Consider the following 26,885-nt stretch of genomic DNA (forward strand, 5'->3'; position numbering starts at 1 on the left):
CGCCAAAAAAGACCAACGCGTGGGCAGGGGACGATGCATCAGGTAAACTGCCGCATCTTTTATACCTATAACGATTCGCCTGATGCCCACGACGTTTCATGAGATTCCCCGCAAGCGCCCGACCACGCCCCTGCTCGACCGCGCGAACACGCCGGACGGCCTGCGCCGGTTAGGCGAAGCCGAGCTGGAAACCCTGGCCGATGAGTTGCGCCTGGAATTGCTCTACACGGTCGGCCAGACCGGTGGGCATTTCGGTGCAGGCCTGGGCGTCATCGAGCTGACCATCGCGCTGCATTACGTCTTCGACACCCCGGACGACCGGCTGGTGTGGGACGTGGGTCATCAGGCTTACCCGCACAAGATCCTCACCGGTCGCCGCGAGCGCATGGGCACCCTGCGCCAGAAGGACGGCGTTGCGGCGTTCCCGCGCCGCTCCGAGAGCGAATACGACACCTTTGGCGTCGGCCACTCCAGCACGTCGATCAGTGCCGCGCTGGGCATGGCGATTGCCGCCCGCCTGCAAAACAGTGATCGCAAGGCCATCGCGGTGATCGGCGACGGTGCGTTGACCGCAGGCATGGCGTTCGAGGCACTGAACCACGCGCCGGAAGTGGACGCCAATATGCTGGTGATCCTCAACGACAACGACATGTCGATCTCGCGCAACGTTGGTGGCTTGTCGAACTATCTGGCAAAGATCCTTTCCAGCCGCACCTACGCGAGCATGCGCGAAGGCAGCAAGAAAGTGCTGTCGCGCCTGCCCGGTGCCTGGGAGATCGCGCGCCGCACCGAGGAATATGCCAAGGGCATGCTGGTTCCCGGCACCCTGTTCGAAGAACTGGGCTGGAACTACATCGGCCCGATCGATGGCCACGACCTGCCGACCCTGATCGCCACCTTGCGCAACATGCGCGACCTGAAAGGTCCGCAGTTCCTGCACGTGGTCACCAAGAAAGGCAAAGGCTTCGCCCCGGCGGAAGTCGACCCGATCGGTTACCACGCCATCACCAAGCTCGAACCCCTGGACGCCCCGGCCGCCGCGCCGAAAAAGGCCAGCGGGCCGAAATACTCCGGTGTGTTCGGCGAATGGTTGTGCGACATGGCGGCTGCCGATCCGCGTCTGGTCGGGATTACCCCGGCGATGAAGGAAGGCTCGGACCTGGTCGCGTTCAGCGAACGGTTCCCGCTGCGTTACTTCGACGTGGCCATTGCCGAACAGCACGCCGTCACCCTCGCGGCCGGCATGGCCTGCGAAGGCGCCAAACCCGTGGTAGCGATTTATTCGACTTTCCTGCAGCGCGGCTACGACCAGTTGGTGCATGACGTCGCGGTGCAGAACCTCGACGTACTGTTCGCCATCGACCGCGCAGGCCTGGTGGGCGAAGACGGTCCGACCCACGCTGGTAGTTTCGATCTTTCGTACCTGCGCTGCATCCCCGGCATGCTGGTGATGACCCCGAGCGATGAAAACGAGCTGCGCAAAATGCTCACCACCGGTCACCTGTATGAAGGCCCGGCGGCCGTGCGTTATCCACGCGGCAATGGCCCGAACGCAACCATCGAGAAAAACCTCGAACCGATCGAGATCGGCAAAGGCGTAGTCCGCCGCCGGGGCAACAAAGTCGCCCTGCTGGTGTTCGGCGTGCAACTGGCCGAAGCCCTGAAAGTCGCCGAGACGCTGGACGCCACCGTGGTCGACATGCGCTTCGTCAAACCTTTGGATGAAGAACTGGTGCGTGAAATCGCGGCAAGCCACGATCTGCTGGTGACTGTCGAAGAAAACGCGATCATGGGTGGCGCCGGTGGCGCGGTCAGCGAATTCCTCGCCCGTGAAAACATCCTCAAGTCGATGCTGCACCTGGGCTTGCCGGACATCTACGTCGAACACGCCAAGCCTGCGCAAATGCTGGCCGAGTGCGGGCTGGATGAAGCCGGGATCGAAGCGTCCATTCGCGAGCGCCTGCAACTGCTGAACATCTAAACGCAAAACCCTGTGGGAGCGAGCTTGCTCGCGATGGCGGCCTGTCAGTCGACTCAGATGCTGACTGATACACCGCTATCGCGAGCAAGCTCGCTCCCACAGTGGTTTTCAGCGCCTATCAAAACTGTATTCGCCTCAAAGCACCAACGGACTGCCCATGAAACTCTCTCCCTTCGCCCTGACGCTGACCCTGCTGCCGGCCGGCCCACTGCTGGCCGACACCTTCGAACGCGACCAGGCCCTGAAGTTGCCCGATGTACTGATCAGCGCCAACCGCCAGGTCGAAGCACGCAACGACAGCAGCGCCGCCAACACCGTATTCACCCGCGAAGACATCGATCGCCTGCAGCCCGACAGCGTCACGGATCTGTTGCGTCGGGTGCCTGGCGTGCAAGTCTCGCAGACCGGCGGGCGCGGCAGTCTTCCGGGGGTCTACATCCGCGGCACCCAGTCGGCCCAGAGCCTGGTGTTGGTGGACGGACAGCGCATCGGCAGTACGACCTCCGGCGACAGCAACCTGCAACACATCAACATCGAGCAGGTCGAGCGCGTGGAAGTGCTGCGCGGCTCGCGCTCGGTGATTTATGGCAGCGATGCGATTGGCGGGGTGGTCCAGATCTTCACCCGCCGTGGTAGCGAGCAGGGTCTGCAACCTCGACTGCACACGGGTTTTGGCAGCCACCAGACGTGGGAGCGCAGCCTTGGCCTGTCCGGTGGTGATGAGCGAACCCGCTTCAACCTCGGCGCCAGCCTCGACGAAACCGCCGGGATCAATCGCACCCACCAGTCATTCCCCAGCGACGGTGACCATGACGAGTATCGCAACAAGTCGCTCAGCCTGAGCTTGAGCCATGCACTCAGCGATGACATCGAGATCGGCGCCAACGTGCTGGATAACCGTGGCAAGAGCGAGTTCGACAACCCGTTCGGGCGCTTCGACATGAATACGTTCGAGTCGGTCCAGCAGCAACCCTACAGCGAGTTCGATGTGAGCAGCGTCAGCAGCTATGTCGATGCACGGGTCAACGATCTCTGGAAAACCCGCGTGGATGTCGGCCACAGTGAAAACCGCGAGAAGACCCTCGACAAGCTCAGCGATGAGCGCACGGTGTTCAACACTTATCGCGACTCGGTGACCTGGCAGAACGACCTGGCGATCAACGAGCAAAACAGCCTGATGCTCGGCGGCGACTGGTATGAAGACCGGATCAACAGCAGCACGGCGTACGACGAAGACAGCCGCTGGAACCGCGCCGCGTTTATCCAGCATCACTTTCAGGCGGACAGTTTCTCCACGGAGTTGGGCCTGCGTCACGACGATAACCTGCAGTTCGGCAGCCAGAATACCTGGAGCGGCACCCTCACTCTGCCGCTGAACCCGGACAACGAAGTGCTGCTGACCTACAGCGAAGGCTTCCGCGCGCCGACGTTCAACGATCTGTACTACCCCGACTTCAGCAACCCGGACCTGAAGCCTGAAACCTCGAAAAGCTATGAGTTGCAGTGGCGCAGCCAATTGACCGAGAACAGTCGCCTGGAGGCGTCGCTGTATCGCACCGACCTTGAAGACGCGATCATCTTCGGCAGCAACTCGCGCCCCGAGAACGTTGCCTCGGCGCGAATCAACGGCTTCGAAGCAGCGCTGAAGCAGGAGCTGCTCGACTGGCAGAGCAATCTCGGCGTGGCGATCATCGACCCGCGCGACCGCGACACGGGCCACACCCTGGCCCGTCGCGCACGGCGCACTTTGAGCTGGGACCTGGACCGACAGTTCGATCGCCTGGGCCTCGGCGCCAGTTGGCAAGCGGTCAGCAACAGCTATGACGACCTGAACAATCAACAACCGCTCGGCGGCTATGCCTTGTTGGGACTGCGCAGCAGTTGGGAACTCAATCGTGAAATCAGGCTGGAGCTGAAGGTCGATAACCTTCTGGACAAGGGGTACAGCCGGGCGTTGTACAGCCACCAGGGTAGCCAGTTCGGGTATCGCGAGGAAGGTCGGGCGTGGATGTTCGGGGTGACGTGGACGCCTGGAATCTGATCCGACATTTGTACTGTCTGGACCGGCCTCTTCGCGGGCAAGCCCGCTCCCACAGGTTTAGCGCGACCCTGTGGGAGCGGGCTTGCCCGCGATTACAGACGCCGCGATCTTAGCGCTCGGGCGCGATCAACTGACACAGTTTTGCGGTTGCCTCGATCATCTGCCCGCTCGGCCGCTCCAACCCCTTGTCCGTCACCAGGCGCAATTGTCCGTTCGCCACCGCCGCCACCTGAGGCCAGGCTTTCCACGCCTCAAGCTGAGCCTGTTCACCGGCCAGAATCACCTCGGGATTACGCTGCAACACAGCTTCCACGCTGACTTGCGGTGCCGGCAGTTTCAGGTCGGCAAACACGTTTTGGGCACCGCAGACCTCCAGCGCATCACTGATGATCTGCTCGCCGCCAACCGTATACAGCGGTCGATCCCAAACCTGATAGAACACGCGTAACGGCTTATCCCGGCGATAACGCTGACGCAGCTCACTCAGTCGTCGACGCAAATCGCTGGCCAATGAAATTCCGCGTTCAGGCCGGCCGAGCTGAGCGGCAATGGTCTCGATCTGCGCGGTGAGCTGGTCCAGGCTGTGGGGTTCGGCGACGTAGGTGGGAATATTCAGGCGCTTGAGCTGGTCGCGTTGGGCCGGGCCGACGCTACCGGGCCATAGCAGCAACAGATCGGGGTTCAGGCTGAGCAAGCGTTCCACATCCAACTGGCCATAGCGGCCAACGGAGGGCAGGTTCTTTAGTTCGACAGGTCGTTCACCGGCGTCCAGCACACCGACCAGGAGGTCGGCAGAGCCCAGTTCAACGACGATTTCAGAGAGCGACGGTGCCAGGCTGACAACCCGCTCGAGCGCAATGGCCGAGCTGCTGGCGGCCAGCAGCAAAACCGCCAGCCAGACCGCGCGCATCAACCGAGTTGACGCGGAATACGGTAGAGGTAGAACAGCACCGCGGTCGACAGCGCCAACAGCATCAGCGGCACCGCTTCAAGCCCGACGAACACCGCCAGGGCAGCAATCCAGGCCGGCAGGCCAGCGGCGAGGAATGCCGTGCGCCGCTTGGCCGCCAGACTGATCCAGGCGCCAGGTTCTTCAGGGGTATCGAGGGCTTTCTGAGTGGCGATCAGCGCGTGTTTGTAGGCACCGAAAAACTTCAGGCTGACAAACATCGAGGCGACTCCGGCGATGAACAACGGCATCGCCAGCACCGGCAGGATGGCTTCACTCTGGCCGAACAGCGCGTTGATCACCAACAGCGGCAACAAGGCCAGTGCCAGGTACTGCCACCAGCTGACGGACAGTCGCCGCCGGACCTGACCGCGGGTCACGCCCGGTCTACCTCGCCTTGATGCTCATTGCCCATCATGTGGTCGAGCTTGCTGGCCTTGGTCGCCAGGTAGAGTCGGTTATGCGGGTTGTGGCCGGTGTGCAGCGGCACGCGCTCGGCGACCACGATACCCATGTCGGTCAAGGCTTTGACCTTGCGCGGGTTGTTGGTCATCAGGCGCAATGACTTCACGCCCAGGTGCTCCAGCATCGGCAGGCACATGGCATAGTCACGCTGGTCGGCGGCAAAGCCCAGACGCTCGTTGGCTTCGACGGTATCGGCGCCACCGTCCTGCAGTTCGTAGGCGCGGATCTTGTTCAGCAGGCCAATGCCACGGCCTTCCTGGCGCAAGTACAGCAACACGCCACGACCTTCACGGGCAATCGCCTGCAAGGCAGCTTCCAGTTGCGAGCCGCAGTCGCAGCGCTGGCTGAACAGGGCATCGCCTGTCAGGCATTCGGAGTGCAACCGGCCGAGTACCGGGGCACCGTCGGCGAAATCACCCAGGCTCAGCACAACGTGCTCGCGGCCGGAGGCTTCATCGAGAAAGCCGTGCATGGTGAATTGCGCAAAAGGCGTTGGCAGCTTGGAAGCGGCGACAAAAACGACAGGCACCGGTGTGCTCCTGATCTAAAAGTCTGAAGATTCGCAGAGCCGGCATTGTAACAGCAGGTTCCGGGCGACGCTTAGGCTGAATTATCGGCGATAACTATCAAAAAGTTTGATATGCGCCCTGACGACACCGCCCCTGTGGGAGCGAGCTTGCTCGCGATAGCGGTGTGTCAGACACTTATTTGCCAACTGAAATTGCGCCATCGCGAGCAAGCTCGCTCCCACAGGGTTCAGTGTCAGCCATTGAATCCGGGTCAGTCCTCATCGAACGGATAAGGCTGTTTCCAGCGCTCGAAGATCGGTTTCAGTTCGCCGCTTTTCACCAACTGCTCCATGCGCTGGTCGAACAGGGCCATTAACGTGCGCGCCTTCGGGGTCTTGGCGAAACACAGGTACAGCGGCAACTCTGCGATATGGGTGCGCCGCAGCTGGGACGGATCCTTGGCGCGGCTGATGACATCATTGACTTCGGTCAGGGCGTCGATATAAAAGTCAGCGCGATTGTGGGTCAGCATCGACTCGATGCCGGTACGCCGCATCACTTCGTCGAAGTGGCGCACATTGGGCAAGTAATGCTGGTAATCGTAGCCGCGGACCCAGGCCAGCCGATAATTGCCCAGGGTTTCCAGGGTGGGTACCGGACCGTTGGCCAGGCCCAAGGCATAGATATGATCGGTGTCGAAACTCCAATGGGGATAGAGCACATCCTCGGATTCATCACGATAGGAGCCTACGCAGGCATCGACTTCGCCACGTTTGGCCAGGCCCAGCGAACGCACGTAGGGCTCGGTGCGAATGTCGACCTTGACGCCCGCCGGCTCGAAGACCTGCCGTAGTACGTCCCAACCCAGTCCATGACCGTCAGCAGCGGTGTAGTCCTCCCAGTCTTCGCTGGCCAGGTGAATCACTGACGGCGGCGTAGCAGCCCCTCCTCCCGCCTGGGCAAAAGAGCAAAACATCGCAAACGCCATCACCATCAAACCGCGTAAAGCCATCCCTGCTACCCCCGATTTACCGCTCTCCTGATTTAACGCATGGAAATCCCCGATCAGGCGAAAAACCACACCAGTCCCTGCATCGCCAACCAGGCGAACACTCCGGCCAGGACATCATCGAGCATGATGCCAACGCCGCCATGTACATGCCGGTCAATCCAGCGAATCGGCCACGGCTTGAGGATGTCGAAGAAGCGGAACATCAAGAAGCCCGCCAGCAACCACTGCCAACCTTCCGGCACCAGCCACAGGGTGATCCACATCCCGACCATTTCGTCCCAGACGATGCCTTCATGGTCGTGCACCCGCAAATCGTCGGCCACTTTGCCGCACAGCCAGAAGCCGAACAACATGGTGATGCCCAGCATCAGCCAGTAACCCCAGTCGGGCAGCATCTGCCACAACGGGATAAAGGGCAGCGCAACCAACGAGCCCCAAGTGCCGGGCGCCTTTGGCAAGGTGCCCGAGCCGAAGCCGAACGCCAGGAAATGCCATGGATTACGCCAGACCGACGGCGGTACGTTTTCCGCCGGGACCTGCTTGGGGTGATCTGTCACGGTGACTCCCGAAAATGTTGATAACCCCGGCTTTGCGGGGTGATGTCTTTGCCATCGGCGTCCAGCAGCATCACGCCCTGCCCCGTCACCACCTGCCCAATCACATGAATCGGCCAGCCGTCGGCCAGCAATAGCGGTAACTCGACGGACGGTAAGGTGAAGACCAGGACGTAATCGTCGCCACCGCTCAGGGCCGCAACCTGTGCGTCCGATTGACCGAGAAAATCGACCAGGCTCTGCGACAGCGGCAAACGATCCCTTTCGACTTCGATACCGACCTTCGAGGCCAGCGCGATATGCCCGCAATCAGCGAGTAGACCGTCGGAGATGTCCATTGCCGAAGTGGCCTTGCCGCGCAACGCCTGACCCAATCCAAGCTGCGGTTGCGGCGACCAGTAATGCGCCAGCAACGGCTCGGCAATGCTCGCTTCGGCCGTGCGCTGGCCGAGCACCAATGGCAAGGCACCGGCGGCATTGCCCAGGTCACCGCCCACACACAGCAGATCGCCCGGTTGCGCGCCGCTGCGAGTCAGCGCCAGACCGGCCGGCACACGTCCGAACACAGTCATGGTCAGGCTCAGCGGCCCACGGGTCGTGTCGCCACCCACCAGCGCCACGCCACAGCTTTGTGCCATCTGGTTCAAACCACGGGCATAGGCTTGCAGCCAATCGGCGGTCACCGTCGGCAAGGTCAGGGCAAGGGTAAAGGCAACGGGGGTGGCGCCCATGGCAGCCAAGTCGCTGACGGCCACAGCCAGCGAGCGCTGACCGAGCAGAAACGGATCGCAGGGATCGGCGAAATGCACACCGGCCACCAACGTATCGGTAGAAATCGCCAACTGCTCCCCGGGAGGAACAGCCAGCAAGGCGCAGTCATCGCCAATCCCGAGGGCAACGCCTTCGCCGCCCTGCGCACAAGGCGCGGCGGCAAAGAAATTGCGGATCAGCTCAAACTCGCCCATGGCTTCGTGCCGACGTTACAAGCGCCGATCAGCGCTTGAACGCCTTCACTTCAGCTTCACGCAGACGCGGGGCCAGCTTGTCGAGCACACCGTTGACGAACTTGTGGCCGTCGGTGGAACCGAAGACCTTGGCCAGTTCGATACCTTCGTTGATCACAACGCGGTAGGGCACGTCGACGCGCTTGAGCAGTTCCCAGGTGGACAGACGCAGAACCGCCAGTTCAACCGGGTCCAGCTCTTCGATGGTCAAGTCCAGGCAAGGCTTGAGTGCGGTGTCGATTTCGGTCTTGAACTGCGGAACCCCGTGAAGGATTTCGCGGAAGTAGGCGCCGTCGACATCGCTGAAATCGTTATCGACCCGGAACTGCGCTTCGATCTCGTTCAGCGATTGCTTGGCCATGTGCCATTGGTACAGCGCCTGAGTCGCGAGCTGACGGGCTTCGCGGCGCTTGGCGCTTTTCGATGGCTTGCCAGCATCCGCAGGCTTTGGATCGCGCGGGTTGAAACGATCGCTATCGTCGCTAATCACTTGGCCTCCAACTGCGCCAGCAGGCTGACCATTTCCAGAGCGGACAGGGCAGCTTCAGCACCTTTGTTGCCGGCCTTGGTGCCGGAACGCTCGATGGCTTGCTCGATGGAGTCAACGGTCAGCACGCCGAATGCAACCGGTACGCCGAACTCCATGGACACCTGGGCCAGGCCCTTGGTGCATTCGCCAGCCACGTATTCGAAGTGCGGAGTGCCGCCACGAATGACTGCGCCCAGGGCGATGATTGCCGCGAATTCGCCCTTTTGAGCGACTTTCTGCGCAACCAGCGGGATTTCGAAGGCGCCAGGTGCGCGGATGATGGTGATGTCGCTTTCGCTTACGCCGTGGCGAACCAGGGCATCAACTGCACCGCTGACCAGGCTTTCAACGACGAAGCTGTTGAAACGGCCCACTACCAGAGCGTAGCGGCCTTTAGGGGCGATGAAGGTACCTTCGATGGTCTTCAGGGTCATTCGTTAGATCTCTTAAAGAGCCGGGACGCGTCTCGTACGCGTCCCTCAGTGATATTTGAACCGCGAATTCAGGGCCGGAAAATGCCGGTCATTATTCGGAGGGCACGTATTCTACAACTTCCAGATCGAAACCGGATATCGCATTAAATTTCATCGGTGCCGACATCAGGCGCATTTTGCGTACGCCAAGGTCGCGCAGGATTTGCGAACCGGCACCCACGGTGCTGTAGGTGGTCGGCTTTTTCACCGCCAGGTGGTCGGCGGTTTCGCGGATGTGCGCCAGCAACACGTCGCCATCGAGCGGGTGACCGAGCAACAGCACCACGCCGCTGCCAGCCTCGGCAACCGTGGCCATGGCGGCGCGCAGGCTCCAGCGGCCCGGTTGCTTGACCATCAGCAGGTCGCGCAGCGGGTCCATGTTGTGCACGCGAACCAGGGTCGGTTCTTCGGCACACACGTTGCCCAGGGTCAGTGCCATGTGCACGTCGCCTTCCACCGAATCACGATAGGTCACCAGGTTGAATTGGCCCAGTTCGCTGTCCAGTGGCTGCTCGGCAATCCGCTGAACGGTACGTTCGTGGATCATCCGGTAGTGAATCAGGTCGGCGATGGTGCCGATCTTGATGTCGTGTTCGGCGGCAAAAGCTTCCAGCTCGGCGCGACGGGACATGGTGCCGTCATCGTTCATCACTTCGCAGATCACGCCGCTCGGCTCGAAACCGGCCATGCGCGCCAGGTCGCACGCCGCTTCAGTGTGGCCGGCGCGAGCCAGGGTGCCGCCGGCCTGGGCCATCAGCGGGAAGATGTGGCCCGGGCTGACGATGTCTTCAGCCTTGGCATCACGGGCGGCAGCCGCCTGCACGGTACGTGCGCGGTCGGCGGCGGAGATGCCGGTGGTCACACCGGTGGCCGCTTCGATGGAGACGGTGAACTTGGTACCGAAACCGGAACCGTTGCGCGGCGCCATCAATGGCAGCTTGAGCAGTTCGCAACGCTCGCGGCTCATCGGCATGCAGATCAGGCCACGGGCGTGCTTGGCCATGAAGTTGATGTGCTCGGGCTTGCAGCACTCGGCGGCCATGATCAGGTCGCCTTCGTTCTCGCGGTCTTCGTCATCCATGAGGATGACCATCTTGCCTTGGCGGATGTCTTCAACCAGTTCTTCGATGCTATTGAGCGCCACAAGGCACCCCCCTTCTTTCGAAATTTGAGCTTCAGGATTTGAGGTAGCCGTTTTGGGCCAGAAAGCTTTCAGTGATGTTACTGGAGGTCGGTTCTGCGGCCTTGTCGCCCAGCAACAGGCGCTCCAGATAACGGGCCAGCAAGTCCACTTCCAGGTTCACCCGGCGGCCCGGCTGGTACGAAGCCATGATGGTTTCGCTCAGGGTATGCGGAATGATGGTCAGCAGGAACTCGGCGCCATCGACTGCGTTCACGGTGAGGCTGGTGCCGTCGACAGTGATCGAGCCTTTATGGGCGATGTACTTGGCCAGTTCTTTCGGTGCACGAATGCGGAATTCCACGGCCCGCGCATTCTCTGTACGGGCAACCACTTCGCCCACGCCATCGACATGACCGCTGACCAGGTGCCCGCCAAGGCGAGTAGTCGGGGTCAGGGCTTTTTCCAGATTGACCGGGCTGCCGCTTTTCAGGTCGTTCATGGCGGTGCAGTCGAGGGTTTCGCGGCTGACGTCCGCCGCAAAGCCGTTGCCGGGCAACTCGACCGCGGTCAGGCACACGCCGTTGACCGCGATGCTGTCGCCCAGTTTGACGTCGCTCAGGTCGAGCTTGCCGGTTTCGACGTGTACCCGCACATCACCGCCCTTTGGGGTCAATGCACGAATGCTGCCGATGGATTCGATGATGCCGGTAAACATGAGGTTCTCCTCGAGAACAAAGCCAAAGCTTGCGCGATGGCCGGAAATTATACGCTTGCGGCCCAGTCAGCGTGAGAGCGTAGCGAACGAAGGTAAGACAAGGCAAAAACAGGCGAGGAAGCGGAGTTTACGGGTTGCAAATGAGCATTCCGAGCCTGTTTTTAACGCAGTATTACCGAGTGCAGTAGCTCTCACGCTGACTGAGGTGAAGGAATGGCAATGACTCGCCAATCATCGCCAACCGCACGAATTTCGGTGATTTTGAGTTCCGGCGCATCCTTCATCTGCGCAAGCGGCCAGTCCAGCAGCGGCCGCGCCGAAGAGCCCAAAAACTTGCCGGCGATAAAAATCTGGAACTCGTCCACCAGTCCGAGCTGGGCAAACGCACCCGCCAGACGCGCACCCGCCTCGACCAACACTTCATTGACCCCACGGGCAGCGAGCTCGACCAACAGCTGGCGCAGATCGACCTGGCCGTCATAGCCGGGCACGATCAGGCATTCCGGGCCATTGGCGTACTGTTCTTCCACCGCGACACAGGTGGCGACCAGGGCGGGACCTGCCTTGAAGAATGGCGCATCCAGCGGCACCCGCAGGCGACCGTCGACCAGCACGCGTAACGGCGGGCGGCTCATGGCCAGGGCCGTTTGCTCAGCATCCAGTCCCAATTCATCGGCCCGCACGGTCAACCGCGCGTTGTCCGCCAGCACCGTGTCGGCGCCAGTCAGCACCACGCTGGCCTGGGCGCGCAAGCGTTGCACCGCCGAACGTGCAGCTGTACCTGTGATCCACTGGCTTTCGCCACTTTCCATCGCCGTGCGACCGTCCAGGCTCATGGCCAACTTGACCCGCACGAACGGCAGGCCGTGTTCCATGCGCTTCAGGAAACCCTGATTGAGCTGGCGTGCCTCGCCTTCCAGCACGCCGCTTTCGGTGGCAATGCCGGCCTGGGCCAAACGTTGCAGACCGCGACCGGCGACTTCCGGGTTCGGGTCCTGCATCGCCGCGACCACGCGGGCCACACCGGCATTCACCAGCGCATCGGCACAGGGCGGCGTGCGGCCGTGGTGGCTGCACGGCTCGAGCGTCACATAGGCAGTAGCGCCACGAGCCTGCTCACCGGCCGCGCGCAAGGCGTGGACTTCCGCGTGAGGCTCGCCGGCGCGAACATGCCAGCCTTCGCCGACAATCTGCCCGCCCTGCACGATCACGCAACCGACCCGCGGATTGGGGTGCGTCGTGTAGTGCCCCTTGCGCGCCAGTTCCAGCGCACGGGCCATGAAATGAGCATCGAGGATGGCAAGTTCAGCGGGCGTGGTCATTCTTTCACCGGTTCACGGGCCAGGCGATCGATCTCTTCGCGGAACTCGTTGAGGTCCTGGAAGCGGCGATATACCGAAGCGAAGCGGATGTAGGCGACTTCGTCGAGCTTCTGCAGCTCGGCCATCACCAGTTCGCCGACCACGAGGGATTTGACCTCCCGTTCGCCGGTGGCGCGCAGTTTGTGTTTGATGTGCACCAACGACGATTCGAGGCGCTCGACGCTCACCGGGCGCTTCTCCAGCGCGCGCTGCATGCCGGCGCGGAGTTTTTCTTCGTCGAACGGCTGGCGACTGCCGTCGGTTTTGATCAGGCGCGGCAACACCAGTTCACCGTCTCGAACGTCGTGAAACGCTCGCCGCAGGCCAGGCATTCACGCCGGCGGCGCACCTGTTCGCCCTCGGCGACCAGACGCGAGTCGATGACCTTGGTGTCGTTGGCACCGCAGAAGGGACAGTGCATGGTGGCAGGCAACAAAAAAAGGGAGGGCCATGGTAGCGCATCCCGGTGGCAAGACAAGCCATAGGGTTTGCGGTATACAGACGCAATGATCACTTGATCCATGGAATTCAGCTTTATGGAGCCACCGATGTCGTTACGTCCGCTCGTTTTGCTCAGTGTTTTCAGCCTGCTGGTGGCTTGCGGCAGCGATGCGCCCAAGCCCCAGCCGCCAACGCCAGGCCCGGCGCCGCAACAGGCGCAGAAGAAAGCCAGGGAGGCGGCTGTCCTCGGCCCCTTGCCCGCCTATCAGCGTGAACTGAGCGGCACCCTGCAAGGCGTGCCGGCAGGTGCCGAGGTCGAACTGGCATTGCTGGTCATCGACGAAAAAGACCGCCCGCAACAATTGCTCGCCAGCTCCAGCCTGATCGGCAACAACCAGGTGTTGCCGTTTCACCTGCGTTTCAACCCGGATGCCTTTCCGGTCGGCGCCCGTGTTGAGCTGCGAGGCCGCGCCAGTCAGTCGGGCCAGTTGATCCTGCACCTGCCGTCGCAGCTGATTACCCAGCCGACCACCCAGGCCCTGGGCCAACTGCAATTCGTCAAAGCCCCATGAGTGTGCCGCTCGACCTGCAACGGGCCTTGGCTGAACTGCTCGGCGATGCACAACTGGTAGCCTGCCCATTGCCGGAAACCGACTTGCAACTGTGGCTGATCGACGGCGACAACATGGACCGCGCCTTCAGCCCGGAAGAAACCCGGCGCATCCTGCATGAGCCACCGTACTGGAGTTTCTGCTGGGCCAGCGGCCTGGCCGTGGCCCGCTATCTGGCCGAGAACCCGCATTGGGTCGAAGGCAAGCGGGTGCTGGATTTCGGTGCCGGTTCCGGGGTGGCGGGGATTGCCGCTGCCAAGGCCGGCGCCCTGGAAGTGCTGGCCTGCGACCTCGACCCGCTGGCGATTGCCGCGTGTCGGGCCAATGCCGAGCTCAATGATGTGCAGCTCAACTACTCGACGGATTTTTTCGCCGAGGCTGATCGCTTCGATCTGATACTGGTGGCGGATGTGCTGTACGACCGGGCCAACCTGCCGCTGCTCGACCAGTTCCTCAGTCGCGGCCGAGAGGCGCTGGTGGCGGACTCCCGAGTATGGGACTTTCGCCATCCGTTGTACCGGCGCATCGAAATGCTCGAAGCCATGACCCTGCCGGATCTGGCCGAGCCCCACGAGTTTCGGCATGTGAGCCTCTATCACGCCGCCCGCGCCTGACCGTATAGTTGCTCCATTCACGCTTTTACGAGATTGCCCATGAGTCAGGAAACGCCGTACATCTTCGACGCCACGACTGCCGATTTCGACCAGTCGGTGATCGAGAACTCTTTCCACAAGCCGGTGCTGGTGGATTTCTGGGCCGAATGGTGCGCGCCCTGCAAAGTGCTGATGCCGATGTTGCAGAGCATTGCCGAGAGCTATCAGGGTGAGCTGCTGCTGGCCAAGGTCAACTGTGACATCGAGCAAGACATCGTCGCCCGCTTCGGCATCCGCAGCCTGCCCACCGTGGTGCTGTTCAAGGACGGCCAGCCTGTCGACGGCTTTGCCGGCGCCCAGCCGGAATCCGCCGTGCGCGCCCTGCTCGAACCCCATGTGCAGATGCCACCACCGGCCGCCGCCGATCCGTTCGAACAGGCCCAGGCACTGTTCGATGACAGCCGCTTTGCCGATGCCGAAGCCCTGCTCAAAGTGCTGCTGGGTGAAGACAACACCAACGCCAAGGCATTGATCCTGTACGCCCGCTGCCTGACCGAGCGCGGTGAACTGGGCGAAGCGCAAGCCGTGCTGGATGCGGTCAAGAGCGACGAGCACAAGGCCGCACTGGCCGGCGCCAAGGCACAGATCAAGTTTCTCGGTTTGGCCAGGGACTTGCCGGATGCCGCCGACCTGAAGGCCCGGCTGGCGAAAAATCCCCAGGACGATGAAGCGATCTATCAACTGGCCATCCAGCAACTGGCCCGCCAGCAGTACGACGCCGCGCTGGATGCGCTACTCAAGCTGTTCATCCGCAACCGCAGCTACAGCGAAGGCTTGCCACACAAGACCTTGCTGCAGGTGTTCGAGTTGCTGGGCAATGACCACCCGCTGGTCAGCACGTACCGCCGCAAGTTGTTTGCTGCGCTGTACTAAGCCGACCCTGTAGGAGCGAGCCTGCTCGCGAAAAACCTGAGAGCACCGAGGTGAATCAGGTTTCCCGCGTTATCGTTGACGCCCATCGCGAGCTTGCTCGCTCCTACAACAGCCAGCGGTAAATCGGCGTATCGGTGCCGCTTTCCACCTTCACGTCCGGACTGTGGCGTAACCGCACCAACAGGCGCTTGCCCGCCGCCGCGCTGCCGGTCAGGCCTTCGAGTTGATCGAGCAGATCCGGTCCGCTGAGCTGCCCGGCCTTGCGCAACAGATCCCGGGCGATCTGCCACAGCGCATCATCCTGATTCAGCGGTTTCGCCGCTGGCGCGCTGACGGCGGATTTCTCCACCTGCAACTGCGCCCCTAGTCGCGCCCAGTCCGCGTCGTCCATCTCCAGGGTCAAATCCACCGGCCAGTCGCCGATGCTTCCGCGAATTCGCAACATAGGTCTGCTCCCGCACATTTCTTCCCTGCATGCTCCCATGGGACTTGTGCAACGCCAAGCGGACAGTCAAACTCCCCGCACTTACGTTATAAGATTACATAACATATTCTTCATTTTACTTTTCGGAGACTCGTCATGCGTCGTCTGCTTCTTGCCCTGCCGTTTGCCATGCTGCCGTTGGCTGTCGCCCATGCCGCCGACGAACACGATCATGAGCATGGCAGCCTGGGCGCCCACGAACATGGCGTGGGACGCCTGAATGCTGCGCTGGACGGGCAGACCCTGGAACTGGAGCTGGACAGCCCGGCCATGAACCTGGTGGGTTTCGAGCATGTCGCCACCAGCGACGCAGACAAAGCCAAGGTCGCCGCCGCCCGCGCCCGACTGGAGCAACCGCTGGCCCTGTTCAACCTGCCAAAAGCCGCTGGTTGCGTACTGGAAAACCAGGAATTGGAAAGCCCGCTGTTCGGCGACAAACCCGATGCCGACGATGATCACGATGAAGACGCCAAGGACGAAGACGGCCACGAACATCACCATGATCACAGCGAAATCCACGCGCGTTATCAGTTCACCTGCGCCACGCCGGCGGCACTGAAGTCGCTGGACCTGGCGAATATTTTTACCAGCTTCCCGGCCACCCGGAAAATTCAGGTACAACTGATCGGCCCGAGCGGGCAGCAAGGCGTTGAAGTGACGGACAAGGCTGCTGCCCTCAAATTCTGAATCCACCGAAGCCCCCTTGTAGGAGCGAGCTCGCGATGGACGTCAACGATAACGCGGGAAACTTGATTCACCTCGGTGCTCTCAGGTTTTTCGCGAGCAAGCTCGCTCCTACAGGGTTCACCTATCAATTGACCGGTTTCACATGACCCAAGCACTCATCGAACTGTCCGACCTGGGCTTCAGTTGGCCCGGTCATCCGCCACTGCTGGACATCCCGGCGTTTCGCCTGGAGCGCGGAGAAACCCTGTTCCTCAAAGGCCCCAGCGGCAGCGGCAAGACCACCCTGCTCGGCTTGCTCGGCGGCGTGCAGAAGCCTGATCGCGGCAGTATCCGCCTGCTCGGCCAGGAGCTGACGCAACTCTCGGCCGGTGCCCGCGACCACTTCCGCGTCGATCACACCGGCTACATCTTTCAGCAGTTCAACCTGCTGCCGTTTCTGTCGGTGCGTGAAAACGTCGAACTGCCCTGCCACTTCTCGAAACTGCGCGCCGAACGGGCGAAGCAACGCCACGGCAGCGTGGACAAAGCGGCCGCAACGCTGCTCGCCCACCTGGGTTTGAAGGATGAAAACATCCTCGGTCGCCGCGCCGATTCGTTGTCCATCGGCCAGCAGCAACGGGTCGCCGCCGCCCGCGCGCTGATCGGTCAACCGGAACTGGTGATTGCCGACGAGCCGACCTCGGCCCTCGATTACGACGCCCGCGAGAACTTCATTCGCCTGCTGTTCGCCGAATGCCGCGAAGCCGGGGCGAGCCTGTTGTTCGTCAGCCACGACCAGAGCCTTGCGCCGTTGTTCGATCACAACCTGTCGCTGGCCGAACTCAATCGCGCCGCCACCCCGTCCGAGGTCTGAGATGTATTTGTTTCGTCTAGCCATGGCCAGCCTGGCTAACCGCCGCTTCACCGCGATCCTCACAGCGTTCGCCATCGCCCTGTCGGTGTGCCTGCTGCTGGCGGTGGAGCGCGTGCGCACCGAAGCCAAGGCCAGTTTCGCCAGCACCATCAGCGGCACCGACCTGATCGTCGGCGCCCGCTCTGGCTCGGTGAACCTGTTGTTGTACTCGGTGTTCCGAATCGGCAACGCCACCAACAACATCCGCTGGGACAGCTTCGAGCACTTCGCCAACAACCCGAAAGTGAAGTGGGCCATCCCGATGTCCCTCGGCGACTCCCATCGCGGCTATCGGGTGATGGGCACCACCGAAGCCTACTTCGAGCATTACCAGTACGGACGCCAGCAACACCTGGAGCTGGCCGATGGCCGGGCCTTCGCCACCGACCCGTTCGAAGTCGTACTCGGTGCCGAAGTGGCGGATGCGCTGCACTACAAACTCGGCGACAAACTGGTGCTGGCCCACGGCGTGGCGGCGATCAGCCTGGTCAAGCACGACGACAAGCCGTTCACCGTGGTCGGTATTCTCAAACGCACCGGCACCCCGGTGGACCGCACGCTGCACATCAGCCTTGGCGGCATGGAAGCGATTCACATCGACTGGCACAACGGCGTACCGGCCCGGGGCGAGGGTCGCATCACGGCCGATCAGGCGCGCAACATGGACCTCACGCCGCAAGCGATCACCGCGTTCATGCTCGGCCTCAACAACAAGATTTCGACCTTTGCCCTGCAACGGGAAATCAACGAATTCCGCGGTGAGCCGATGCTGGCGATCCTGCCGGGCGTGGCGTTGCAAGAGCTGTGGAGCCTGATGGGCACCGCGGAAAAAGCCTTGTTCGTGGTTTCGCTGTTTGTGGTGCTGACCGGATTGATCGGCATGCTCACGGCCATTCTCACCAGCCTCAACGAACGCCGCCGGGAAATGGCGATCCTGCGTTCGGTGGGTGCGCGACCGTGGCATATCGCGACGCTGCTGGTGCTCGAAGCCTTTGCCCTGGCGCTGTCGGGCGTGATCGCCGGTGTGGCGTTGCTGTATGTGTGCATCGCGGCGGCCCAGGGTTATGTACAAGCCAACTACGGCCTGTTCCTGCCACTGTCCTGGCCAAGCGAGTATGAATGGACGCTGCTCGGTGGCATCCTCATCGCCGCGCTGCTGATGGGCAGCGTGCCGGCCTGGCGCGCCTATCGCCAATCCCTGGCCGATGGCCTGTCGATCCGTTTATGAGGACGTTGAAAATGCCCCGCGCTGTACTTGCGCTGTTGATGCTGGTCGCCCTGCCCTTGTGGGCGGCCCAGCCGCGAGACCTGACCTGGTCGGAGATGATCCCGCCGGATGCGCCGAAAGAAGTGCCGAACATGACGCCGTTGCACGACCTGTCGCAGATGAGCAATGCCCTGTCGGCCGAGTCGGCACCGGCCGCCAAGCAGGACCTGCCCAACGCACCGGTGGTCAAGGCCCTCGATGGCCAGAGCATTCGCTTGCCGGGCTACATCGTGCCGCTGGAAGTGAGCGAGGAAGGACGTACCACGGAGTTCCTGCTGGTGCCGTATTTCGGCGCCTGCATCCACGTACCACCACCACCGTCGAACCAGATCGTGCACGTCAAGAGCGAGGTCGGCGTGAAGCTCGACGAGTTGTATCAGCCGTACTGGATCGAAGGCGCGTTGCAGGTCAAGGCATCCACCAGTGAGCTGGCGGATGCCGGGTATCAGATGGAGGCGGACAAGATTTATCTGTATGAACTGCCGGAGTGAGTCCGGTCGTTTTGCGTTGTTGAAAATGCCGCCTTCGCGAGCAAGCCCGCTCCCACACTGGAATGCGTTCCCCCTGTGGGAGCGGGCTTGCTCGCGAAGAGGCCATCGAAATCACTACAAATCCATTACTTCCCACTTTCCTTGAGCTGCATCAAAAGACCAAATCGTTAGGCGCCTTACCATTGGACATCAAAATTTTTAACGTCCTCTGGAGCCCCCATGAACAAGTCCATGCTCAGCGTTTCGCTGCTTGCCTTCGCGCTCGCAGCCCCGCTCACCCACGCCCACGAGGCCGGCGACATTCTCATTCGCGCCGGTGCAATCACCGTCAACCCGGAAGCCGACAGTTCCAGCGTCAAGGTCGATCAAGGCCCGCTCGCCGGTGCCGACCTGGGGGGCAAGGCGACCATGAGCAGCGACACGCAACTGGGCTTGAACTTCGCCTACATGCTCACCAACCACCTGGGTATCGAGCTGCTGGCGGCCACACCGTTCGAGCATGATGTGAAACTCAAGGGCACGGCTCTGAGCGCGGCCAATGGCAAACTCGGCACCCTCAAGCACCTGCCGCCGACGTTGAGCCTGGTGTACTACCCGCTGGATCCCAAGTCGGCCTTCCAGCCGTACGTCGGCGGCGGCATCAACTACACCTATATCTACGACGAACACGTTGGCAGCCAGGCGCAGTCCGCCGGTTTCAGCAACTTCAAGGCGGAAAACTCCTGGGGTCTGGCGTGGCAGGTCGGTGCTGACTACATGCTGACCGACAACATCATGATCAACGCCCAGGTGCGCTACATCGACATCGATACCCGCGCCACCGTCGAGAACAACTCGATTGCCCCAGGTACCCGGGCACGTGTGGATGTCGATGTCGACCCGTTCATCTACATGGTGGGTCTGGGTTACAAGTTCTAAAGAACGTTCACGTGGTGGTGAATGAGGCTGTTGTGGCGAGGGAGCTTGCTCCCGCTGGGTCGCGAAGCGACCCCAAACCGGCAAAAGCGGTGATTCAAACAAACCGCAGTAACCGGATTGACGACTGCTACGCAGTCGAGCGGGAGCAAGCTCCCTCGCCACAGGAATTACACAAGCTGTAAGTAAATCCCGGCCGTGAAAAAGGCGCCTGTCAAAGGGCGCCTTTTTCATGTTCGCGAATCGGGCTTACAAAACCCTCAGCGCCCCAGCAACCGCGCCAGCCCCACACGCATCGGTGTCTGCTCCGAGGTCGTGAAGCGTTCCAACAGGCGCTGGTTGTTCGCCCGGGAGTGACGAATGTCACCGGAGCGCGCCGGGCCGTAACTCACCGGCGGCAGCTTGCCGACCACGGCTTCGAGCGCTTCGAGCATTTGCTTGAGGGTCGTTGCCTGGTTCCAGCCAACGTTGACCGCACCGACTTCGACCCGAGGCTTCTCGATGGCCTGCACCAGCAGGTCGACCAGGTCTTCGACATAGACAAAATCCCGGGTCTGCTCACCATCGCCAAACACGGTGATCGGCAGGCCCTTTTGCGCGCGCTCGCTGAAAATACTGATCACCCCGGAGTACGGCGAGGACGGATCCTGGCGCGGGCCGAAGATGTTGAAGAAGCGGAAAATCACCGGCTCCAGCGCATGTTGGCGGCGGTAGAAATCGAAGTAGTGCTCGCTGGCCAGTTTGTCCGCAGCATAGGGCGTTAGCGGCGACTTGGGCGTGTCTTCGTCGATCGACTCGCCCTCGCCATTGTTGCCGTACACCGCCGCGCTGGAGGCAAACAGCACGCGCTTGACCCCGGCCTGGCGCATGGCTTCGCAGACGTTCAGCGTACCGATGAAGTTGCTCTGGTGCGTCCGCACCGGATCGTCCACCGAGGCCTGCACCGAAGCCACGGCCGCCAGATGCGCCACGGCGCTGCAACCGACCATCGCCTGGGCAACCAATGCCGCATCGGCCACGTCGCCGACGATCAGTTCGACCTTGGGATTGTCCAGCGGCAGATTGCTGCGCTTGCCAGTGGACAGGTCATCGAGAATCCGCACCCCATGGCCCTTGGCAAGCAGGGCGTCAGTCAGGTGCGAACCAATGAAACCGGCACCACCGGTGATCAAAACGGGACCGTCAGCCATGGCGATAGAACCTGTCCAGTAGAGCGGGAAGCGCCGCACGCCAGGCGCGCGGTTTGATCCCGAAGGTGTGCAGAATTTTCTTGCAGGCCAGTACCGCGTGTTGCGGTTCTTCAGCAGCATCCGGACGCGCGGCGTGGGCCTGAGCGGTCGGGGCTTCGATGGCCAGCGGATGCAGGCTGCGGGCTTCGGTCAGAATCGCCTGCCCCAGCGCCAGCGGCGTGGTCGCCTCATGCCCGGCGTAGTGGTAGGTGCCCCACAGCGGCGCAGCGCAATCGAGTTGCTTGAGCACTGAAATGATCACGCGGGCGGCATCGTCGACCGGCGTTGGATTGCCGCGCCGGTCGTCGGCCATCAGCAGTTCTTCGGGTTGTTCGGCACGGGCGAGGAAGCGGCCAAGGGTGCCGTCCGGGCTGTCGTCCAGCAGCCAGCCGAAACGCAGCAGTACGTGTTGCGGGCAGGTGGCGCGAACGCTTTGTTCGATCCGCCACAACGCCTGGCCCCGCAGGCCCAGTGGCACGGGTTCGTCTTTTTCGCTGTAGGCCGTGGCGCGGGAGCCGTCGAACACGCGATAGCTGGAAGGTTGCAGCAGAACGATGTTGTGGTGCTGGCACAGTTCCGCCAGACGCTCGATCGCACGCTCCTGGCCGGCCAGGCGCTGTTCGCTCACCGCCTCTGCCTGAAACCAGTCGAAGTAGTAGGCAAGGTTGATCAATGCATCGGGACGGGTGTCGTCGAGCAGTTGTGTCAGGCTCGCGGCATCCCAGCCGTCTTGCGGCGGGCGGGGGGCGAGGAAGCCGATGTCTTCCTCTGCACCGAGGCGAATCAGCGCCTGCCCAAGGGCATTTCCGCCGCCCAGTAACATAAGGCGCATTCGCATAGAGTCAGCAGGCCCAGTCTGATTGAAACAATGGCTTTATCGACACCGCGCCCAGGCGATGTCGTAGGTAATTGCCGGAATCGTTGCATTTTGCGGGTTTAGTGCGCAACCGTCATCCGTAAAGTGTAGATGTCCGGGATTTGTGTCACCTATGAGGGCCCCTTCGCGGGCAAGCCCGCTCCCACAGTGATCTCTGTCGTTTACAGATTTTGTATCCACAGCAGATCCTTGTGGGAGCGGGCTTGCCCGCGAAGAGGCCCTGAAGGCTGCTAGAGATCCCAAGTGGTACTTGCATCTTGCGCGCCCCACCCGCATAACTTGCTGCATGAACCTGCCCATCCCCGCAGACAGTGCCCTGAGCGGCTTTCACCCTGCCGTCAGCGCCTGGTTCAGCCACACGTTCGCAGCGGTCACCGCCGCCCAGGCCCGGGCGTGGCCGTTGATCCGCCAGCAGCGCTCGACCCTGATCGCCGCGCCCACCGGCTCCGGCAAGACCCTCACCGCCTTTCTTGCCGTCATCGACGACCTGGTGCATCGCGGCCTGGAAAGCCCCGAAGGCTTGCCCGACGCCACCCTGGTGGTTTACGTCTCGCCACTCAAGGCGCTGTCCAACGATATCCAGATCAACCTGCAAAACCCACTGGCCGGCATTACCGAGCAATTGCGCCTGATGGGCCTGCCCGAACTGCAGATCACCACGGCCGTGCGCACCGGCGACACACCGCAAAAAGATCGCTCGGCGATGCGCAAGACGGCACCGCACATTCTGGTGACCACACCGGAATCCCTGTACGTGTTGCTCGGTTCCGATTCCGGTCGGCAGATGCTCGGCACGACACAAACGGTAATCATCGACGAAATCCACGCCATGGCTGCCAACAAACGCGGCAGCCATCTGACACTGAGCCTTGAACGCCTGCAGGCATTGTGCGCACAACCACTTCTGCGCATCGGCCTTTCGGCCACGCAAAACCCGATTGAAGCCGTCTCGCGCTTCCTCGTCGGTCGCGACCGTCCGTGCGAAATCGTCGATATCGGCCATGCCCGCCCCCGCGACCTGGACATCGAAGTGCCGCCCGTGCCGCTGTCGGCAGTGATGGCCAACGATGTCTGGGAACGGGTGTACGACCGCCTCGCCGCCCTCGCCCGGGAACATAGGACCACGCTGATTTTCGTCAACACCCGGCGCCTGGCCGAACGCCTGAGCCGTCACCTGAGCGAACGCCTGGGCAAGGACGCCGTGGCCGCCCACCACGGCAGCCTGGCCAAGGAGTTTCGCCTGGACGCCGAGCAGCGACTCAAGCGTGGCGACCTGCAAGTGCTGATCGCCACGGCGTCGCTGGAACTGGGGATCGATATCGGCGACGTCGACCTGGTGTGCCAGATCGCCTCGCCGCGCTCGATTGCCGGGTTTCTGCAACGGGTTGGCCGCTCCGGGCACCAGGTCGGCGGTACGCCCAAGGGCCGTTTGTTTGCCACCACCCGCGACGACCTGATCGAGTGCGCCGCGCTGCTCGACTGTGTGCGCCGGGGCGAACTCGATACCTTGCTGATCCCGCAAGCGCCGCTGGATGTGCTGGCACAACAAATCATTGCCGAGGTCAGTTGCCAGGAGTGGCCGGAACAGGCGCTGCTGGAGATGCTGCGCCGCGCCTCGCCCTACGCCGGACTCGACGACAAACACTATCAGGCGCTGCTGCAGATGCTCGCCGAGGGCTACAACGGGCGTCAGGGCATCCGTAGCGCGTACCTGCACCGCGACGCCGTGAGCCGCACCCTGCGCGGTCGCCGGGGCGCAAAACTGACGGCGGTGACCAGTGGCGGGACCATTCCGGACAACGCCGACTACAGCGTATTGCTGGAGCCTCAAGGGCTGAACATCGGCACCATCAACGAAGACTTCGCGGTGGAAAGCATCGCCGGGGATGTCTTCCAGTTGGGCAATACGTCCTATCGGATCCTGCGCGTGGAAACCGGCAAGGTGCGGGTCGAGGATGCCCAGGGCCAGCCACCGACCATTCCGTTCTGGCTCGGGGAAGCGCCGGGGCGCAGCGCCGAATTGTCCTCGGCGGTGGCACGCTTGCAGGCTCAGCTCGACGACCTGCTGGGTGGCGCGCCTGGCAACTTGCAGCCCGCACTCGACTGGCTGACCGACACCCTGGGCCTGAACCTCGCCAGCGCCGAACAACTGGTGGACTACCTGGCCCGCGCGCGGCAAACGCTGGGCGCCCTGCCTTCACAAGACACACTGCTGATGGAGCGTTTTTTCGACGAGTCCGGCGGCACCCAACTGGTCATTCACACGCCGTTCGGCAGCCGCATCAACCGCGCCTGGGGCCTGGCCCTGCGCAAGCGTTTCTGTCGCACCTTCAACTTTGAATTGCAGGCCGCCGCCAGCGAAGACGCCATCGTGCTGTCGCTGTCCACCAGCCACAGTTTTGAACTGGACGATGTCTGGCGCTATCTGCACAGCAACAGCGCCGAGCATCTGCTGATTCAAGCCGTGCTCGACGCGCCGCTGTTCGGCGTGCGCTGGCGCTGGAATGCCGGGGTGGCCCTGGCGCTGCCGCGCTACAGCGGCGGGCGCAAAGTCCCGCCGCAGATCCAGCGGATGAAAAGCGAAGACCTGATCGCCAGCGTGTTTCCCGATCAGATCGCTTGCGTGGAAAACCTCGCCGGCGAACGGGAGATTCCCGACCATCCGCTGGTAGAGCAAACCCTCGACGACTGCCTGCACGATGCCATGGACAGTGAAGGCTGGCTGGCCTTGTTGCGGCGCATGGAACGCGGTGACATTCGCTTGATCAGCCGCGACTTGCCAGCACCCTCGCCGCTGGCGGCGGAGATTCTCAGTGCCCGGCCCTATACCTTTCTCGACGATGCTCCACTGGAGGAGCGCCGCACCCAAGCGGTGCTCAATCGCCGCTGGAGCGACCCGCAATCCACCGACGACCTCGGCGCGCTGGACGCCGAAGCGATTGCCGCCGTGCGCGACGAAGCCTGGCCGGCGCCCTCCGGTGTCGATGAAATGCACGAGGCCTTGATGGGCCTGACGTGCATCAGCGATGCCGAGGCCAGCGCCAATCCGCAATGGCTCGACTGGCTCGATACCCTGGCCGACAGCGGACGCGCGAGCCGCATGCAGATCAACGCCGGGCAATCGCTGTGGCTGGCGCTGGAGCGCCTGACCTGCCTGCGGGCGATTTATCCACAGGTCGACATGACGCCGCCCCTGCAAGCGCTGCCGGACTTCGATGAAGCCTGGGCACCCGAGGAAGCCGCACTTGAACTGATCCGCGCGCGGCTCAGCGCCTTCGGACCGCTGGCGCTCGATCGTATTGCCGAACCGCTCGGCTTGCCCGCTGCACGGGTCAACCAGGCCCTGGCGCAACTGGAACGCGAAGGCTACGTGCTGCGCGGCCGCTTCACCCCGGGCACCGCCCGGGAAGAATGGTGCGAGCGGCATTTGCTGGCGCGGATTCACCGCTATACGGTCAAGCGCCTGCGTCGGGAAATCGAACCGGTGGCGCTGCAGGATTTCATGCGATTTCTGTTCGACTGGCAGCATGTGTCGAGCGCAAGCCAGGGCCAGGGCGCAGCGGTATTGCCAGCCGTCGTCGCGCAATTCGAGGGTTACCCCGCCGCCGCTTCAGCCTGGGACAGCGACATCCTGCCGGCGCGAATCAAGGACTACTCGGCGTCCTGGCTGGATGAGTTGTGCCGCAGCGGCAGACTGGTTTGGACGCGCCTGACTGCCCACAACAAAGGCGCCAGCACCGCCCTGCGCAGCACGCCGATCGTGTTGCTGCCGCGCAACCGGGTCGGCCTCTGGAGCAGCCTGGCCGAACAGACGCCGGTCAGCGAACTGTCGCCGAAAACGCAAAAGGTCCACGCCGCCCTCAGCCAGCACGGCGCGCTGTTTTTCGATGAGCTGATCCATGAGGCCCATCTGCTGCGTTCGGAACTGGAAATCGCCCTGCAAGAACTGGTAGGCGCGGGCCTGGTAAACGCCGACAGCTTCGCCGGGTTGCGCGCACTGATCACCCCGGCCAGCAAGCGCCAGCCACGCAACAGCCGGCGTGGGCGCGGACTATTCATCGGTGGCATGGACGACGCCGGGCGCTGGGCTTTATTGCGACGCACGCCTGACGCGCCGGTGGTGGAAAACCAGCGTCCCGCGCCCGTACCGGCCGAAACGCTGGAACACATCGCCATGACTTTGCTGCGCCGCTACGGCGTGGTGTTCTGGCGCTTGCTGGAACGAGAGGCTGACTGGCTGCCGAGTTGGCGCGAACTGCTGCGTACGTTCCATCGCCTGGAGGCACGCGGCGAGATTCGTGGCGGACGGTTTGTCAGCGGCCTGGCGGGAGAGCAATTCGCATTGCCCGAGGCGATTCCATTGTTGCGGGAGGTGCGGCGTCGGCCTCATGACGGCAGCCTGGTCGCGGTGTGCGGGGTCGATCCGCTGAACCTCGCCGGCACGCTGTTGCCGGGTGCGAAGGTGCCGGCACTGGCAAGCAATCGGCTGGTGTATCGCGACGGGTTGCCGGTCGCTGCCGAGATTGCCGGCAAGCCGCTTTTTTGGCTGGAGATGGATCAGCAGGCCATGGCTGAAGTGCATAGCAAACTGATCAGGCATTGATGTTGTCTGGTCTGGCCTCATCGCGGGCAAGCCCGCTCCCACAGGGGTCTTTGCTGACCACAAAAATTGCAAACAACAGAAGTCTCTGTGGGAGCGGGCTTGCTCGCGAAGAGGCCCTCACAACCGAAAACGAACTCCAGGACAAT

The 26,885-nt window shown here is 62.5% G+C and carries 25 protein-coding genes and 1 pseudogene; 11 read left to right on the plus strand and 15 right to left on the minus strand.

The window, feature by feature from the left end; all coding sequences use genetic code 11:
- The first annotated feature begins 82 nt into the window (after window positions 1-82).
- Window positions 83-1,981, plus strand: a complete 1,899-nt coding sequence (dxs, locus tag RS887_RS08185; protein ID WP_322615003.1) for a 1-deoxy-D-xylulose-5-phosphate synthase — start codon at window positions 83-85, stop codon at window positions 1,979-1,981.
- Window positions 1,982-2,138: 157 nt separating this feature from the next.
- On the plus strand, window positions 2,139-4,022 hold the full coding sequence (locus RS887_RS08190; RefSeq protein WP_322615004.1) for a TonB-dependent receptor domain-containing protein: 1,884 nt from the start codon (window positions 2,139-2,141) through the stop codon (window positions 4,020-4,022).
- A gap of 109 nt (window positions 4,023-4,131) precedes the next feature.
- Here RS887_RS08190 and RS887_RS08195 read toward each other — a convergent pair whose 3' ends face one another.
- The 12 genes and pseudogenes from RS887_RS08195 to nrdR form a co-directional block, all read right to left on the minus strand.
- A complete protein-coding gene (locus RS887_RS08195) occupies window positions 4,132-4,932 on the minus strand; it encodes a cobalamin-binding protein (RefSeq protein WP_322615005.1) in 801 nt (266 codons plus the stop codon).
- Window positions 4,932-5,351: an MFS transporter gene (locus tag RS887_RS08200; protein WP_322615006.1), complete on the minus strand. Its 420-nt coding sequence runs from the start codon at window positions 5,349-5,351 to the stop codon at window positions 4,932-4,934. The genes RS887_RS08195 and RS887_RS08200 overlap by 1 nt, the downstream gene beginning before the upstream one ends.
- The gene (ribA, locus tag RS887_RS08205) at window positions 5,348-5,965 is read right to left on the minus strand and encodes a GTP cyclohydrolase II (RefSeq protein ID WP_008018152.1); all 618 of its coding nucleotides are present in this window, start codon (window positions 5,963-5,965) and stop codon (window positions 5,348-5,350) included. The genes RS887_RS08200 and ribA overlap by 4 nt, the downstream gene beginning before the upstream one ends.
- A 251-nt stretch (window positions 5,966-6,216) precedes the next feature.
- Window positions 6,217-6,957 (minus strand): transporter substrate-binding domain-containing protein, encoded by a 741-nt coding sequence (locus RS887_RS08210; RefSeq protein WP_322615007.1) that lies wholly within the window; start codon window positions 6,955-6,957, stop codon window positions 6,217-6,219.
- Window positions 6,958-7,010: 53 nt separating this feature from the next.
- Window positions 7,011-7,514, minus strand: a complete 504-nt coding sequence (locus tag RS887_RS08215; RefSeq protein ID WP_008018154.1) for a phosphatidylglycerophosphatase A — start codon at window positions 7,512-7,514, stop codon at window positions 7,011-7,013.
- Entirely contained in the window at window positions 7,511-8,476 is a 966-nt protein-coding gene (thiL, locus tag RS887_RS08220; RefSeq protein WP_322615008.1) for a thiamine-phosphate kinase, read from the minus strand. Before thiL ends, RS887_RS08215 begins: the two co-directional genes overlap by 4 nt.
- A 28-nt stretch (window positions 8,477-8,504) precedes the next feature.
- Window positions 8,505-9,005, minus strand: coding sequence for a transcription antitermination factor NusB (nusB, locus tag RS887_RS08225; protein WP_007970164.1), 501 nt, complete (start codon window positions 9,003-9,005; stop codon window positions 8,505-8,507).
- A complete protein-coding gene (ribE, locus tag RS887_RS08230) occupies window positions 9,002-9,478 on the minus strand; it encodes a 6,7-dimethyl-8-ribityllumazine synthase (protein ID WP_003228649.1) in 477 nt (158 codons plus the stop codon). The genes nusB and ribE overlap by 4 nt, the downstream gene beginning before the upstream one ends.
- Window positions 9,479-9,569: 91 nt before the next feature.
- The gene (ribBA, locus tag RS887_RS08235) at window positions 9,570-10,661 is read right to left on the minus strand and encodes a bifunctional 3,4-dihydroxy-2-butanone-4-phosphate synthase/GTP cyclohydrolase II (RefSeq protein ID WP_085718199.1); all 1,092 of its coding nucleotides are present in this window, start codon (window positions 10,659-10,661) and stop codon (window positions 9,570-9,572) included.
- A 31-nt stretch (window positions 10,662-10,692) separates the two neighbouring features.
- Window positions 10,693-11,355, minus strand: coding sequence for a riboflavin synthase (locus tag RS887_RS08240; RefSeq protein ID WP_046047353.1), 663 nt, complete (start codon window positions 11,353-11,355; stop codon window positions 10,693-10,695).
- Between the two features lie 191 nt (window positions 11,356-11,546).
- A complete protein-coding gene (ribD, locus tag RS887_RS08245) occupies window positions 11,547-12,677 on the minus strand; it encodes a bifunctional diaminohydroxyphosphoribosylaminopyrimidine deaminase/5-amino-6-(5-phosphoribosylamino)uracil reductase RibD (RefSeq protein WP_322615009.1) in 1,131 nt (376 codons plus the stop codon).
- Window positions 12,674-13,137, minus strand: a pseudogene (gene nrdR / locus RS887_RS08250) (transcriptional regulator NrdR). The gene ribD and the pseudogene nrdR overlap by 4 nt, the downstream one beginning before the upstream one ends.
- Before the next feature lie 127 nt (window positions 13,138-13,264).
- Here nrdR and RS887_RS08255 point away from each other — a divergent pair.
- The 3 genes from RS887_RS08255 to trxA are packed head-to-tail and all read left to right on the plus strand — an operon-like array spanning window position 13,265 to window position 15,294.
- On the plus strand, window positions 13,265-13,729 hold the full coding sequence (locus RS887_RS08255; protein WP_322615010.1) for a YbaY family lipoprotein: 465 nt from the start codon (window positions 13,265-13,267) through the stop codon (window positions 13,727-13,729).
- The gene (locus tag RS887_RS08260; protein ID WP_322615011.1) at window positions 13,726-14,382 is read left to right on the plus strand and encodes a class I SAM-dependent methyltransferase; all 657 of its coding nucleotides are present in this window, start codon (window positions 13,726-13,728) and stop codon (window positions 14,380-14,382) included. The genes RS887_RS08255 and RS887_RS08260 overlap by 4 nt, the downstream gene beginning before the upstream one ends.
- 39 nt (window positions 14,383-14,421) lie before the next feature.
- A complete protein-coding gene (gene trxA / locus RS887_RS08265) occupies window positions 14,422-15,294 on the plus strand; it encodes a thioredoxin (RefSeq protein WP_322615012.1) in 873 nt (290 codons plus the stop codon).
- 103 nt (window positions 15,295-15,397) lie between these two features.
- On the opposite strand, the gene RS887_RS08270 is transcribed toward trxA, so the two are convergent.
- Window positions 15,398-15,739: a hypothetical protein gene (locus tag RS887_RS08270; RefSeq protein ID WP_085718204.1), complete on the minus strand. Its 342-nt coding sequence runs from the start codon at window positions 15,737-15,739 to the stop codon at window positions 15,398-15,400.
- Between the two features lie 135 nt (window positions 15,740-15,874).
- On the opposite strand from RS887_RS08270, the gene RS887_RS08275 reads away from it, so the two are divergent.
- The 5 genes from RS887_RS08275 (at window position 15,875) to RS887_RS08295 (ending at window position 20,033) form a co-directional block, all read left to right on the plus strand.
- Window positions 15,875-16,465 carry a DUF2796 domain-containing protein gene (locus RS887_RS08275; RefSeq protein WP_322615013.1) on the plus strand — a complete coding sequence of 197 codons (591 nt, stop codon included), beginning with the start codon at window positions 15,875-15,877 and terminating at the stop codon, window positions 16,463-16,465.
- Between the two features lie 142 nt (window positions 16,466-16,607).
- Window positions 16,608-17,318: an ABC transporter ATP-binding protein gene (locus tag RS887_RS08280; protein ID WP_008018167.1), complete on the plus strand. Its 711-nt coding sequence runs from the start codon at window positions 16,608-16,610 to the stop codon at window positions 17,316-17,318.
- Window position 17,319: 1 nt separating this feature from the next.
- Window positions 17,320-18,585: an ABC transporter permease gene (locus RS887_RS08285; protein WP_322615014.1), complete on the plus strand. Its 1,266-nt coding sequence runs from the start codon at window positions 17,320-17,322 to the stop codon at window positions 18,583-18,585.
- An 11-nt stretch (window positions 18,586-18,596) separates the two neighbouring features.
- Window positions 18,597-19,115 (plus strand): DUF3299 domain-containing protein, encoded by a 519-nt coding sequence (locus RS887_RS08290; RefSeq protein WP_057400609.1) that lies wholly within the window; start codon window positions 18,597-18,599, stop codon window positions 19,113-19,115.
- Between the two features lie 219 nt (window positions 19,116-19,334).
- Window positions 19,335-20,033, plus strand: a complete 699-nt coding sequence (locus tag RS887_RS08295) for an OmpW/AlkL family protein (protein ID WP_322615015.1) — start codon at window positions 19,335-19,337, stop codon at window positions 20,031-20,033.
- Window positions 20,034-20,290: 257 nt separating this feature from the next.
- On the opposite strand, the gene RS887_RS08300 is transcribed toward RS887_RS08295, so the two are convergent.
- Together RS887_RS08300 and RS887_RS08305 are read right to left on the minus strand one after the other, a co-directional pair.
- Window positions 20,291-21,220, minus strand: a complete 930-nt coding sequence (locus tag RS887_RS08300) for an NAD-dependent epimerase/dehydratase family protein (RefSeq protein WP_322615016.1) — start codon at window positions 21,218-21,220, stop codon at window positions 20,291-20,293.
- Window positions 21,213-22,097 carry a sugar nucleotide-binding protein gene (locus RS887_RS08305; protein ID WP_008018175.1) on the minus strand — a complete coding sequence of 295 codons (885 nt, stop codon included), beginning with the start codon at window positions 22,095-22,097 and terminating at the stop codon, window positions 21,213-21,215. The genes RS887_RS08300 and RS887_RS08305 overlap by 8 nt, the downstream gene beginning before the upstream one ends.
- 325 nt (window positions 22,098-22,422) lie before the next feature.
- On the opposite strand from RS887_RS08305, the gene RS887_RS08310 reads away from it, so the two are divergent.
- Window positions 22,423-26,739, plus strand: coding sequence for a DNA glycosylase AlkZ-like family protein (locus RS887_RS08310; protein WP_322615017.1), 4,317 nt, complete (start codon window positions 22,423-22,425; stop codon window positions 26,737-26,739).
- Window positions 26,740-26,885: the final 146 nt, after the last annotated feature.

Origin of the sequence: Pseudomonas sp. BIC9C, from assembly GCF_034541995.1 — a bacterium.
GTDB lineage: Bacteria > Pseudomonadota > Gammaproteobacteria > Pseudomonadales > Pseudomonadaceae > Aquipseudomonas > Aquipseudomonas fluorescens_CC.

What these genes read in the sequence shown, in the direction of transcription:
- dxs (WP_322615003.1), top strand. Translation starts at nt 83, where the DNA reads ATGCCCACGACGTTTCATGAGATTCCCCGCAAGCGCCCGACCACGCCC.
- RS887_RS08190 (WP_322615004.1), top strand. Translation starts at nt 2,139, where the DNA reads ATGAAACTCTCTCCCTTCGCCCTGACGCTGACCCTGCTGCCGGCCGGC.
- RS887_RS08195 (WP_322615005.1), bottom strand. Translation starts at nt 4,932, where the DNA reads ATGCGCGCGGTCTGGCTGGCGGTTTTGCTGCTGGCCGCCAGCAGCTCG.
- RS887_RS08210 (WP_322615007.1), bottom strand. Translation starts at nt 6,957, where the DNA reads ATGGCTTTACGCGGTTTGATGGTGATGGCGTTTGCGATGTTTTGCTCT.
- thiL (WP_322615008.1), bottom strand. Translation starts at nt 8,476, where the DNA reads ATGGGCGAGTTTGAGCTGATCCGCAATTTCTTTGCCGCCGCGCCTTGT.
- ribE (WP_003228649.1), bottom strand. Translation starts at nt 9,478, where the DNA reads ATGACCCTGAAGACCATCGAAGGTACCTTCATCGCCCCTAAAGGCCGC.
- RS887_RS08240 (WP_046047353.1), bottom strand. Translation starts at nt 11,355, where the DNA reads ATGTTTACCGGCATCATCGAATCCATCGGCAGCATTCGTGCATTGACC.
- ribD (WP_322615009.1), bottom strand. Translation starts at nt 12,677, where the DNA reads ATGACCACGCCCGCTGAACTTGCCATCCTCGATGCTCATTTCATGGCC.
- RS887_RS08255 (WP_322615010.1), top strand. Translation starts at nt 13,265, where the DNA reads ATGTCGTTACGTCCGCTCGTTTTGCTCAGTGTTTTCAGCCTGCTGGTG.
- RS887_RS08260 (WP_322615011.1), top strand. Translation starts at nt 13,726, where the DNA reads ATGAGTGTGCCGCTCGACCTGCAACGGGCCTTGGCTGAACTGCTCGGC.
- trxA (WP_322615012.1), top strand. Translation starts at nt 14,422, where the DNA reads ATGAGTCAGGAAACGCCGTACATCTTCGACGCCACGACTGCCGATTTC.
- RS887_RS08270 (WP_085718204.1), bottom strand. Translation starts at nt 15,739, where the DNA reads ATGTTGCGAATTCGCGGAAGCATCGGCGACTGGCCGGTGGATTTGACC.
- RS887_RS08275 (WP_322615013.1), top strand. Translation starts at nt 15,875, where the DNA reads ATGCGTCGTCTGCTTCTTGCCCTGCCGTTTGCCATGCTGCCGTTGGCT.
- RS887_RS08280 (WP_008018167.1), top strand. Translation starts at nt 16,608, where the DNA reads ATGACCCAAGCACTCATCGAACTGTCCGACCTGGGCTTCAGTTGGCCC.
- RS887_RS08285 (WP_322615014.1), top strand. Translation starts at nt 17,320, where the DNA reads ATGTATTTGTTTCGTCTAGCCATGGCCAGCCTGGCTAACCGCCGCTTC.
- RS887_RS08290 (WP_057400609.1), top strand. Translation starts at nt 18,597, where the DNA reads ATGCCCCGCGCTGTACTTGCGCTGTTGATGCTGGTCGCCCTGCCCTTG.
- RS887_RS08295 (WP_322615015.1), top strand. Translation starts at nt 19,335, where the DNA reads ATGAACAAGTCCATGCTCAGCGTTTCGCTGCTTGCCTTCGCGCTCGCA.
- RS887_RS08300 (WP_322615016.1), bottom strand. Translation starts at nt 21,220, where the DNA reads ATGGCTGACGGTCCCGTTTTGATCACCGGTGGTGCCGGTTTCATTGGT.
- RS887_RS08305 (WP_008018175.1), bottom strand. Translation starts at nt 22,097, where the DNA reads ATGCGAATGCGCCTTATGTTACTGGGCGGCGGAAATGCCCTTGGGCAG.
- RS887_RS08310 (WP_322615017.1), top strand. Translation starts at nt 22,423, where the DNA reads ATGAACCTGCCCATCCCCGCAGACAGTGCCCTGAGCGGCTTTCACCCT.